This is a genomic window from Micromonospora sp. URMC 106, assembly GCF_051386395.1.
GTDB lineage: Bacteria > Actinomycetota > Actinomycetes > Mycobacteriales > Micromonosporaceae > Micromonospora.
Genome location: NZ_JBPQTP010000089.1, coordinates 16,391 through 27,716, shown reverse-complemented (window position 1 = coordinate 27,716; position 11,326 = coordinate 16,391). Strand labels below are relative to the sequence as shown.

The following is an 11,326-nucleotide window of genomic DNA, read 5'->3' as shown; positions in this document are numbered from 1 at the left end:
CCCCGGCACCGGTGACCCCGGCCGCGGTCGCCGGTCCCCCGGCCTCCGCGCCGCCCGCGCGGCCCGCCACGACGCCGAGCCGGATCGACGGTCCCACCAACCGACCGGTCTCCGCGCCGCCGCCCCCGCCGCCCGGCATCACCCCGATCGCCCCGGCGCAGCGCGGCACCGTCCCCCCGGCCGAGGCCGGGGAGCCGTTCCGGCCGACGTTGACCACCGCGGCGATCCAGAGCGCCCGCGCCGAGCGGCAGCGGACCGTGATCCCGCCCCGACCCAAGACCAACGGCGAGCCCCCGGCGCCCACGGGCGGCTTCAGCGCCACCGACCTGAGCGTGCCCGTGCCCACCCCGCGGCCCGACCAGGAGTCGGCTCCCCCCGGTTCACGGGCCAACTGGCCGCTGGTCAACAACCCGGAGGACCCGTCCGACAGCTCGGCCAAGAGCCCGGCCGGCGGTTCCTACGGCGGGCGCGGCGTCGACGCGCCGACCGACCCGGGCGCCGAGCGCCGGGTCACCCCGCCCTGGCTGGCCGACGACCTGCCCCAGGAACCCCCGATGCTGCGCCTCGTCGAGCCGCCGCCCCTGGCCGACCGCGCGCTGCGCGGCGGGCCGGGCGAGGCCGCCGAGCCGGAGACGCCGCCGCTGCGGCTCGTCGACCGCGAGGAGCCCGGACGCACCGGCCGACCGGCCCCCCGCGCCGAACGCCCGGTGGCCGAGCACCGCCCGGCGCCCCCCGTGGAGCGGCGGCCCCCGCCGGTCTCCGACGAGGGCGACGGCGACCTGCTGATCTTCGCCCAGGCCAAGTCCGCCTGGTTCGTCGGGCACGCCGAGGAGTCCGACCTGGACTGGTCGACCACGGCCGACACCGGCTGGCAGGCGGCCGAGCAGGCCGCCCGCCCGGCGGTCGGCGCCGAGACCCCGGCCGGGCTGCCCAAGCGGGTCCCGCAGGCCAACCTCGTCCCCGGGTCACCCCTGCGGGACGAGCGTCCACTGCGGATCGTCCGGGACGCGGCGAGCCTGGCCGAGAACACCACCGGCTACTTCCGCGGCTGGCGTCGCGGGCAGGAGATCGGCGGGTTCGCGGTCGGCGGGCGACCGGGCCGGGAGGCCGCGGGCGGCTGGGACTTCAGCCGCGACACCGGCGACCGCGACGACGACCGGGAATACGAGTACCGCTCCGCCGGCTACCGCTCCTGACCGCCGGAAAACCGCCGTCCACCTGCGTGTTCCTGCCCACACCCCGATGATTTGACGCCGGGCTGCGGCGGCCGGGAGCATACCGGCGGGACAGCCGGCGGCAGGGGTCGCCGGGGGGAAGGCGACTCGTGGCGACATCGGCAACCGGCCCCGCTGTGCTCACCCGTCGCGGCCTGCTGGCCGCGACGGCGGGCACTCTGCTGCTCAGCGCCTGCGGGCGCGGCGAGGCGGGCGAGGGGGATCCGGTCAGGACGGTCGCGCCGGGCGGTCAGGAACTGCTGATCGGGGTCAGCCTGGAGCTGACCGGTCCCGGCGCGGCGCTCGGCGTGCTCCAGCAGCGGGCACTGGAGATCACCGTCGAAGCGCTCAACGAGAAGGGCGTGCCGGTCGGCAACCTGCGCCGCACCGTACGGCTGGAGGTGCGCGACAACGTCGGCGACCCACGGCTGGCGGCCCGGCAGGCGACCGAGCTGGCGCGCAAGGCCGGCGTACACGCCCTGCTGGGCGGGACCATGGCCGAGACCTCCGTCGCCCTGGCCACCGTGGCGCAGCGGGAGCGGGTGCCGTTCCTGTCGCTCGGCTTCGGCGACGGGATCGTGCTGCCGCTGGCCCAGCGCACGTACGTCTTCAAGCTGACCCCGGACGCCGGCGACATGGCCCGGCGGCTGGCCCGGCTGATCGCCTCGCAGCGGCTGCGCCGGGTGGCGGTGCTGGCCGCGCACGGGCTGCACGGCGACTCCGGCGTACGGGCCATGACGGGGGCCCTGCGGACGGCCGGGGCGGAGTTGGCGGCCAGCACCCGGCTGCCCCGCACCGGCGAGGACTTCCGCGGGGCGGCCAGGTCGACGGCAGCCGCCCGCCCGGACGGCGTGGTGGTCTGGGCGACCGCCCCGGACTCCGCCGCCGCCGTCGGGGCGCTGCGCCGGGCCGGATACGACGGGCCGGTGTTCCTCGACGCCGGCGCGGTGGCCGAGGAGACCCTCCAGGGTGGAAACGGGGCCCTGATGGAGGGCGCGTACGCCGTCCACCCGGTCTCGCTGGGCGGGGCGATGCTCGCCAACACCACCATGTCGGCGCTGCTCCGCAAGGACTTCGTCTACCGCTACGTGCAGCTGCACGGCGGGTTCAGCGGCTTCGCCCCGTACGCGTCCGACGCGGTGCAACTGATCGCCGACGCGGCGCGGCTCTCCACCAGCGTCGACCGTGGACGGTTGCGGGCGTTCCTGCAGAACCAGGTCACCGAGGGGATGGTGGGGATGTACTCCTTCACCCCCATCCGGCACGGCGGCATGGACCAGGGGTCGCTGGGCCTCTACACCGTCAGCTCGGGCGCCTGGACGCGGGTGTCCTGACCGCGGCGCCCGGACCGGGCGCGGGCAGCGACGAGCGCCCGGTGTCGGCCTGGGCCGATACCGGGCGCTCGTGCGTGGATCAGGCCGGGGCGACGGCGCGCGAACGGCGCATGGTGAGCACGTACTCGACCAGCGAGATCAGCACGTGCTTCGTCGACTCCCGGTTGCGGGCGTCACAGGCCACCACCGGCACGTCGCTGGAGATCGCGAGCGCGTCCCGGACGTCCTGCGGGTCGTGGTACTGCATCCCGTCGAAGCAGTTGATGGCCACCAGGTACGGCAGCCGCCGGTGCTCGAAGAAGTCGATCGCCGCGAAGCAGTCGGCCAACCGGCGGGTGTCCACCAGCACGACCGCGCCGATCGCGCCGCGCACCAGTTCGTCCCACATGAACCAGAACCGGGTCTGACCCGGCGTACCGAACAGGTACAGGATCAGGTCGCGGTCGATCGAGATGCGGCCGAAGTCCATCGCCACCGTGGTCGTCGTCTTGCCCGGCACCTGCCGGGTGTCGTCGACGCCCACGCCGGCGGAGGTCATGATGGCCTCGGTCGTCAGCGGCGTGATCTCCGAGACCGAGCCGACCAGCGTCGTCTTGCCGACGCCGAATCCACCAGCGATAACGATCTTCGCCGACGTCACGCGCCCGCTCGGGGTCGGCGGCCGGTGCGACATGTCAGAGCCTGCGAAGTCCACTCAGCACCCTCTCCAGCAGTTCAGTGCCCACCGCGTCGTCCGAGTCGTCCAAGATGGTCGGCTCGTGGACCGCGACCAGGCCGTCCGTCGCCATGTCGGCGATGAGCACCCGGGCCACACCGAGCGGGAGCTGCATCCGCGCCGCGATCTCGGCGAGCGACTGCACACGTCCGTCACACAGCGCGGCGATGTACTGGTGCTCGCGGCCCTGGCCGCCGTTGCCATTGGCAGCGGCCCGGCCGCGCACCGTCGTCTCGACGAGCGCCTCCAGCGCGATGTCGAGACGGGGGCGGGTACGACCACGGGTCACGGCGTATGGACGGACCAACGCTCCGGTCGGTTCGTCACGATCGACCATGTCGCCGCTCACCTCCTTCGTACCCGGCACCGGCTCCCGAGGGAACCCGTCGTCGTTGTCGTTGTCGCCCCGCCGACCTCACCGGTCAGCAGGTCGTCAGCCCAGCATGCCCGCTGCCGCACGCGGCTGCGGGGTCAGCGCGTCGCCCACCCGGTCGACCAGTAGGGCCATCTCGTAGCCGACCTGCCCGACGTCACAGCTGCGGGCGGCGAGCACCGCGAACGACGAGCCGTCCGAGATGGACATCAGGAACAGGAAGCCATTGTCCATCTCCACCACTGTCTGCAGCACCGCGCCTCCCTCGAAGCAGCGGGCCGCACCCTGGGTGAGGCTGACCAGGCCGGACGCGATCGCGGCCAGCTGGTCGGCCCGGTCACGCGGGAGGTCCCGTGACGACGCGAGGAGCAGGCCGTCCGCGGAGACGGCGACCGCGTGCGCGACACCGGGTACCCGGTCGGCGAAGTTGGCCAGCAGCCAACCGAGATCCTGCGTAGTTGTCATCGTTCTTGCTCCTTCTGCCCGCTCCCGGCCACCGGGCCTGAGCCAGACTGCGAGGATTGCTGCCCTCCCGGAGTCGCCTCCGGGTTGGTCGGGTTGTCCGACGGATGCGTGCGCCCCCGCTGCACGCCCCGGTGGTACGCCGAGAGCAGGCCCCGGACGCCCTCCGGCGTACGCCGCTGCACCGACGTGGTGGGCTTCTCCACCGCGCCCGGCACCAGCTGCGCCATCGGGGTGCGCTTGGGCAGCCCCGTCGAGGTGGTCGCCGCCACCGGGACCTCGCTCGCCGCCGAAGCCGCGCGCCACCCGTCGTCGGCGGCGGTCTGCCAGCCGCTGCCCTGCTGCTGCTGAGGCCGGCGGTGACCGAAACTGTCGGCGACACCGGGGCGGGCACCCCCGTTGACCGTCGATCCGTTCTCGCGCGGCGCTCCTCCGGCCGTCGGCTTCTCTGCCATCGGTGCGTTACCTGTCCCGGGTGGTGTCTGCTGCACGGCGCGACCGCTGGCGTCGACCCGGGCGAACTGCTGGGTCGCGGCGCCGTTGGCCGCCGTCTTCGCGGCGGGCGCTGCCGCCTCCTCCGGGCCCGGCCGACGGGTACGGAACCAGGCCGACTCGAGCTCCCGGAAGATCGGCAGCTCCATCGTCTCGTCCGCGTACCGCTGGCGGTTCTGGGCCTGCTGCGGGGTGTTCGGCCGCGCCGGCGGGGCGGCCGGCGCCGGGGCGGCGGCCGGCGCGGGAGCCTGGGCGGTCGGGGTCTCCGCGCCGGGGCGCGGCACCCGCGGCAGTTCGGTGGTCATGTCCAGCGCGGCGGCGAGGCGCTCGGGCACCGGCGGGGTCACCGGGTCGCGCTCCGCGCCGGCGACCGGCGGCCAGGCCGGCGGCGCCGGCGTGCTCGGGCCGGACGTGCCGGGGACCGGACGCTGCGGCAGCGCACCAGCCGGCGGCGCCGAGACCGGCGGGCCGGAGAACGGCGCGGCCGAGACCGGGTGACCGGAGACGGGCGACGCAGAGACCGGCATGCCGGAGACCGGCGGGCCGGACACCGGGGGCGCGGAGTACGGGACGGGCGGGGTCGAGACCGGCGGGCCCGCGTAGGGCACCGGCGGCGCGGAGACCGGCGGGGCCGAGTACGGCCGGGCCTCCGGGCTGCTGGGCACCTGCCGCGGAACGGCGGGCTGCTGGCCGGTCGTGTCCGGGTCGTCGCCGGAGCGCCGCTGCGGCAGCGGATCGATCGGCTGGCCGTTGGACGTGCGCGGCCGGAAGGACTCGCCGTTGGTGGTCCCGGTGGCGCCGGTCAGGTCGGACCAGGCCGGCATGGAGCGCGTCGGACCCGTCGAGGCCGGCGTGCCGGCGCCGTTGCGCGGCGCCGGGTCGAACGGCCGGCCGCCCAGGGTGACCTGGTTGCCGGACTCGCCGGGGCGCTGGGTCGGCATCGGGTTGGCGGGGCGGCTACCGAGCGCCGGCAGCGCGCCGAAGGCCGGGGCGGGCCCGGAGGACGGCCCGCCGAACGCGGGGCCGGAGGAAGCCCCGCCGAACGCCGAGGACGGCCCGCCGAACGCCGGCGCCGGGCCGGACGACTGGGCGCCCGGAGCGGGCAGCGCGGGCGAGGACTGCACACGGCCGGAGAGCGCCCGGGGCACGAGCACCGACGTGGGCATGACCACCTCGGCGACGGTCCCCCGGTCGGTGCCGGGCCGCAGCTCGACCTTGACGCCGTGCCGGGAGGCCAGCCGGGCGACCACGACCAGGCCCATCATCCGCGAGACGGCGACGTCCACCTGCGGCGGCGTGGCGAGCCGCTCGTTGAGGTCGTGGAGCTGCTCGGGGCTGATGCCGATGCCCCGGTCCTCCACGTACAGCGACGCGCGGTCGCCGACCCGGCGGGCCTCGACCATGACGTGCGAGTCGGGCGGCGAGAACGCGGTGGCGTTGTCGAACAGCTCGGCGACCAGGTGTACCAGGTCGTTGACGGCGTGCGCGGCGACCTCGATGTCCCGGTCGATCACCCCGAACTCGATCCGGGTGTAGTGCTCGACCTCGGACTGGGCTGCCCGGAGCACGTCGATCAGGGCGGCGGGCTCCCGCTGCACACGGGTGGAGTCGGCGCCGGCGAGCACCAGGAGGTTCTCGTCGTTACGGCGCATCCGGGTGGCCAGGTGGTCGAGCTGGAACAGCTCGGCCAGCCGGTCCGGGTCCTCCTCGCCGCGCTCCAGCCGGTCCAGGTGACCGATCAGGCGGTCGACCAGGATCTGCGACCGGCGGGCCAGGTTGACGAACATCGTCGCGACGGACGCGCGCAGCGCGGCCTGCTCGGCGGCGGTGCGGACCGCCTCCAGGTGGACCGCGTTGAACGCCTCGGTCACCTGGCCGAACTCGTCCTTGCTCCGCACCGGCAGCGGCTCGGCGATCTGGTTGGCGAGCTGCACCGGGGAGAGCTGGCCGGTGACCTGGGGGTCGCGCAGTCGGGCCACGGCCTGGGGCAGGCCGTACTGGGCGATGGAGAGGGCGCCCTGCCGCAGGTCGCGCAGCGAGCGGGCCATCGAGCGGGCGACCAGGTAGGCGAAGAGGATCGCCAGCAGCAGCATGCTGAGCAGCAGGCCGGTCTCCAGGAACACCTGGCGCTGCACGTCGGAGCGCAGGTCGTCGGCGACCGCGACGACGTCGCTGTCGATCTTCGACTCGACCGTGCGGATGAGCTTGGCGTTGGCCACCATGGCCGCGTCCCACTCGTCCGCGTTGAACGGCGCGCCGGTCAGGCTGTCGGCGGTGGTGATGCCGTTGAGCCAGCTGTTGTAGGTGTTCGCCTCGCGCAGGTCGGGGCCGGCGACCACCTGCGCGTAGTACTCCTGCTCGGGCTGGCTGGCCACCACGCGGAAGCTCTGCAGCCACTGGCTGGAGCCGGTGCTGGCGGCGATGTACTCGTTGCGCAGGTTCGGGGTGAGGCGCTGCTGGATGAACGCGCGGTGCACGACGTCCCGGCGGCGGGACAGGAACTCCTTGTTCCGGGCGGTGGCGGTCGCGGCGCGCATCTGGTCGCTCAGCTCGTTGTCGCCGGCGAGCTGGGTGGCGGAGTCGCGGACGCTGAGCAGGTTGTCGATGAGGCCGTCGTACGCCTGCATCGCCGGGACGAGCCCGAGCTTGCCGTTGAAGACCTGGCTGCGGGTGCCGGGGAGGTCGGTCAGGGTCTGGTCGATCTCGCGCAGCAGGCTCTCGAAGTTGGCCGGGAGGTCCTCGACCTCGCCGCGCTGCTGGGAGTACGGCCCCTTGGCCTTGTCGACCCGGCCGTTGGCCTGCTCGTACGCCTGCTTGAAACGGGCCGCGTCCTGGCCCTTCGGCACGCCCAGCAGGCGCAGCGCGTTGGTCCGCTCGTCCTGGAGCGTGTCGACCAGGTCACCCGAGTAGCCGACGAGGTTGGCCAGGTCACCGGCCCGGTTGGCATTGTTGAGCGTCTCCAGGTGGTCCACCAGGCCGCTGGTGCCCACGACGACCGTGGCGATGGTCGGCACGATCATGATGAGACCGAGCTTGGACCAGATCGGCATGTCGCGGAGCCGGCCGGCCGGCCGGCGCAGACGCGACAGGAAGGAGCCCGCCGTCTTTGGCCGTTTGCTCACGTCACCGCCTTCGACATTCCAGCGCCCGCGTTGCCCCTGGACAACGCCCAGCGGCCGACCCGGCGGGTCGGACCATCCGAGATTCCATCACGCCACCCCTAAAAGAGAAAGCCCAGGTTGGCCGTCACGTGGGGTGTGATGAGATGTTGATGCAATTTGATCGCAGTCCGTCTGGCCGGAGTCACTGAAGGTAATGAATCACCCCCACCGCGTTGTCCTCCTCGCCGGCCCCTCCGGCTCGGGAAAGTCGTACATAGCGCAACGAACCGGCCTTCCGGTGCTGTGTCTGGACGACTTCTACAAGGACGGCGACGACCCTACGTTGCCGCGCCGGAACGGCCTGGTGGACTGGGAGTCGCCCCGGTCCTGGGACGCCGAGGCGGCCGTGGAGACGATTGCCCGACTGGCCAGGGATGGCAAGGCCGATGTGCCGGTTTATGCGATCGGTGAGGACCGCCGGGTGACCACCCGGCCATTCGACGTCGCCGGTTCGCCACTTTTCGTGGCCGAAGGGATTTTCGCCGCCGAGATCGTCGAGGAGTGCCGCCGCCGCGGGGTGCTCGCCGGCGCGTACGCCCTGCGCCGCCCGCGCGGCGCGACCTTCGTCCGCCGGCTGGCCCGCGACCTCTCGGAGCAGCGCAAGGCGCCCCGGGTGCTGGTCCGCCGGGGGCTGACGCTGCTGCGCGCCGAGCCGGCCGTGCTGCGTCGGCAGACCGGCCTCGGCGCCGAGGCCGCCCGGGCGGGTGAGGTGCTGCGCCGGGTGGCCGGCCTGCTCGCCGGCCACCCGCACCGTCCCTGACCGCGGCGGCCCGCCGGCGCTCAGCCCAGCAGCTTGGCGTACGCCGGCTTGATCACCTCGTCGATGATCTTCAGGCGCTCGTCGAACGGGATGAAGGCGCTCTTCATCGCGTTGATCGTGAACCACTGGAGTTCCTTCCAGCCGTAGCCGAAGGCGTCCACCAGCAGGGCCATCTCCCGCGACATCGAGGTGCCGCTCATCAGCCGGTTGTCGGTGTTGACCGTGACCCGGAACCGCAGGTCCCGCAGCAGCCCGATCGGGTGGTCGGCGATCGAGGCGGCGGCGCCGGTCTGCACGTTCGACGACGGGCAGAGCTCCAGCGGGATGCGCTTGTCCCGCACGTACGCGGCCAGCCGGCCGAGCACCGGCTCCGGGCCGGGCGTGATGTCGTCCACGATCCGCACCCCGTGGCCGAGCCGGTCGGCCCCGCACCACTGGATCGCCTGCCAGATCGAGGGCAGGCCGAACGCCTCGCCGGCGTGGATGGTGAAGTGGAAGTTCTCCCGCTGGAGGTATTCGAAGGCGTCCAGGTGTCGGGTGGGCGGGAAGCCCGCCTCGGCGCCGGCGATGTCGAAGCCGACCACCCCGGAGTCCCGGTGCCGTACGGCCAGCTCGGCGATCTCCTGCGACCGGGCGGCGTGCCGCATCGCGGTGAGCAGGGTGCCGACCCGGATCGGGGTGCCCGCCTCGGCGGCCAGCGCGCTGCCCTCCACGAAGCCGGCCAGCACCGCCTCGACCACCTCGTCCAGGGTCAGGTCCCGCTCCAGGTGCTGCTCGGGGGCGAACCGCACCTCGGCGTAGACCACCCCGTCGGCGGCCAGGTCCTGGGCGCACTCGCGGGCCACCCGGCGCAGCGCCGACGCGGTCTGCATCACGGCGACGGTGTGCGCGAACGTCTCCAGGTAGCGCTCCAGCGAACCGGAGTTGGCCGCCTCGACGAACCACCGGCCGAGCGCCTCGGCGTCGGTGGTGGGCAGCTCGTGGCCCGCCTCGGCGGCCAGCTCGACGATCGTCGCCGGCCGCAGGCCGCCGTCGAGGTGATCGTGCAGCAGCGCCTTCGGGACCTTGACGATGTCCTCGTAACGGATAGTCGCGACCATGCCCAGACCCTAGTCGGCTCCGATCCGCCCGCCGACGCGACCGGCGGAGACCGGCGGCACGCGCCCCCGGCGCCGGCCCGACCGGCCGGCGCCGCGCCGGTCAGGGACGCCAGCCGTACACCCGGTCGACGGCGAGCCGGAGCACCAGCCGCCCGTCGGCGACCATCGCCGCCCGGTAGTCGGCCCAGTCGGGGTGCTCGCCGCGGATCCGCCGGTAGACCTCGATGAGTTCCTCGACGGTGGCGTCGTCGGGGGCCGCCGCCGGCGGCGTGAGGGTGGCCGTCCCCTCCGCCACGGCGTACGCCCCGCCGTCGGCGGTGGTGACGTGCAAGCTGACCCGGGGGTCGCGGCGCAGGTTGCGCACCTTGGCCCGGCCGGCGGCCGTGGAGCACCGGATGAGGCCGGGCTCGGCCAGGTAGTCGACGTTGGAGAGCTGGGGTCGGCCGTCCCGGCGCAGCGTGACCAGGACGCCCCGGCCGCGCTCGCCGAACAGCTCCCACAGCCGCGCGGTCACGCCGGCACCCGCAGCGGGGCGAGGGCGGCGGCCAGCCGGGCGACCTCGTCGAGCATCACCGTGGCGGCGGCGTCGCGCGCCGGGTCCGGCACCAGCTCCCCGGTGTCGTCGAGTGCCTGTCGCAGGAACACGGTCACCGCCTCGTTGGCCGGCATCATCTTGAGGGTGGTCACCACCTGCTTGATCATCTGGACCGCGCGCAGGCCGCCGGAGCTCATGCCGTAGCTGACGAAGCCGACCGGCTTGTACTGCCACTCGGTGTAGAGGTAGTCGATCGCGTTCTTCAACGGTGCGCTGAAGCCGTAGTTGTACTCCGGCATCACGAAGACGAAGGCGTCCCCGGCGGCGACGGTGGCGCTCCAGTCCCGGGTGTGTCGGTGCAGGTAACGCCCCTCGGACGGGTGGTGCGGCTCGTCGTGGAAGGGCAGGGCCACCTCGGCGAGGTCGACGAGGCGTACGTCGTCGAAGGCGTCGTGCGCGGTGGCGACGGCGGTGAACCAGTCGCCGATCCGGCGGCCCACGCGGCCCGGTCGGGTGCTGGCGACGATGACGTTCAGACGAGGCATGGCGGTGTCGCTCCTGTGGTGGCGGGCCGGCTCTGGGTCGGCACGGTGAACTTCGGGATGAGGTGCTGCGCCAGCGGCCCGATGGCGACGGCGAAGAGGAGGGTGCCGGGACCGACGGTGCCGCCGAGCGCCCAGCCCAGCGCGAGCACGCCGAGCTCGATGGCCGTGCGTACCCGCCCGATCGGCAGGCCGCGGGCGGCCAGTCCGGTCATCAGACCGTCGCGCGGCCCGGGCCCGAGTCGTGCCCCGAGGTAGAGGGCCGTGGCGAGCCCGTTGAGCAGGATGCCGGCGACCAGCAGGCCGATCCGGCCGGCGACCGGGAGCACCGGCGGCAGGAGGACGAGCGCGGCGTCGGCGGCGAACCCGACCACCACCACGTTCGCGAGAGTGCCGAAGCCGGGGCGCTGCCGCAGCGGGATCCAGAGCAGCAGCACGACCACGGCGACCAGGTTGACCACCTGGCCGAGGGGTAGCCCGGTCCGCTCGGCGAGCCCCTGGTGCAGCACGTCCCAGGACGCGAGGCCAAGGTCGGCGCGGACCATCAGGGCCACGCTGACGCCGAACAGCACGAGGCCGCTCAGCAGACGGGCCAGCCGGCCCGGCAATTTGGTTGACATGTCACTCACATTAGGAGG

10 protein-coding genes and 1 pseudogene are annotated in these 11,326 nt (G+C 73.9%); 3 read left to right on the top strand and 8 right to left on the bottom strand.

Annotated features, from left to right (window positions below; all coding sequences use genetic code 11):
* Window positions 1-1,196, top strand: a pseudogene (locus ACSNOB_RS23820) (transposase); the annotation flags it as partial.
* A gap of 128 nt (window positions 1,197-1,324) precedes the next feature.
* Window positions 1,325-2,548 carry an ABC transporter substrate-binding protein gene (locus ACSNOB_RS23815; RefSeq protein WP_436688654.1) on the top strand — a complete coding sequence of 408 codons (1,224 nt, stop codon included), beginning with the start codon at window positions 1,325-1,327 and terminating at the stop codon, window positions 2,546-2,548.
* 79 nt (window positions 2,549-2,627) lie between these two features.
* On the opposite strand, the gene ACSNOB_RS23810 is transcribed toward ACSNOB_RS23815, so the two are convergent.
* The 4 genes from ACSNOB_RS23810 to ACSNOB_RS23795 form a co-directional block, all read right to left on the bottom strand.
* A complete protein-coding gene (locus ACSNOB_RS23810) occupies window positions 2,628-3,221 on the bottom strand; it encodes a GTP-binding protein (protein WP_089011241.1) in 594 nt (197 codons plus the stop codon).
* Window position 3,222: 1 nt separating this feature from the next.
* Window positions 3,223-3,600: a DUF742 domain-containing protein gene (locus ACSNOB_RS23805; protein WP_350685443.1), complete on the bottom strand. Its 378-nt coding sequence runs from the start codon at window positions 3,598-3,600 to the stop codon at window positions 3,223-3,225.
* A gap of 96 nt (window positions 3,601-3,696) precedes the next feature.
* A complete protein-coding gene (locus ACSNOB_RS23800) occupies window positions 3,697-4,101 on the bottom strand; it encodes a roadblock/LC7 domain-containing protein (protein ID WP_067370442.1) in 405 nt (134 codons plus the stop codon).
* Window positions 4,098-7,712 (bottom strand): nitrate- and nitrite sensing domain-containing protein, encoded by a 3,615-nt coding sequence (locus ACSNOB_RS23795; protein WP_436688653.1) that lies wholly within the window; start codon window positions 7,710-7,712, stop codon window positions 4,098-4,100. Before ACSNOB_RS23795 ends, ACSNOB_RS23800 begins: the two co-directional genes overlap by 4 nt.
* A 277-nt stretch (window positions 7,713-7,989) precedes the next feature.
* Between ACSNOB_RS23795 and ACSNOB_RS23790 the strand changes: the two genes are divergently transcribed.
* On the top strand, window positions 7,990-8,511 hold the full coding sequence (locus tag ACSNOB_RS23790) for an ATP-binding protein (RefSeq protein WP_436688652.1): 522 nt from the start codon (window positions 7,990-7,992) through the stop codon (window positions 8,509-8,511).
* Between the two features lie 20 nt (window positions 8,512-8,531).
* Here the strand turns inward: ACSNOB_RS23790 and ACSNOB_RS23785 are convergent, their stop codons facing one another.
* The 4 genes from ACSNOB_RS23785 to ACSNOB_RS23770 form a co-directional block, all read right to left on the bottom strand.
* On the bottom strand, window positions 8,532-9,611 hold the full coding sequence (locus tag ACSNOB_RS23785; RefSeq protein ID WP_436688651.1) for an adenosine deaminase: 1,080 nt from the start codon (window positions 9,609-9,611) through the stop codon (window positions 8,532-8,534).
* Between the two features lie 100 nt (window positions 9,612-9,711).
* On the bottom strand, window positions 9,712-10,125 hold the full coding sequence (locus ACSNOB_RS23780; protein ID WP_436688650.1) for a PPOX class F420-dependent oxidoreductase: 414 nt from the start codon (window positions 10,123-10,125) through the stop codon (window positions 9,712-9,714).
* On the bottom strand, window positions 10,122-10,691 hold the full coding sequence (locus ACSNOB_RS23775; RefSeq protein ID WP_436688649.1) for an NADPH-dependent FMN reductase: 570 nt from the start codon (window positions 10,689-10,691) through the stop codon (window positions 10,122-10,124). Before ACSNOB_RS23775 ends, ACSNOB_RS23780 begins: the two co-directional genes overlap by 4 nt.
* Window positions 10,679-11,308, bottom strand: coding sequence for a YczE/YyaS/YitT family protein (locus tag ACSNOB_RS23770; RefSeq protein WP_436688648.1), 630 nt, complete (start codon window positions 11,306-11,308; stop codon window positions 10,679-10,681). The genes ACSNOB_RS23775 and ACSNOB_RS23770 overlap by 13 nt, the downstream gene beginning before the upstream one ends.
* Window positions 11,309-11,326: the final 18 nt, after the last annotated feature.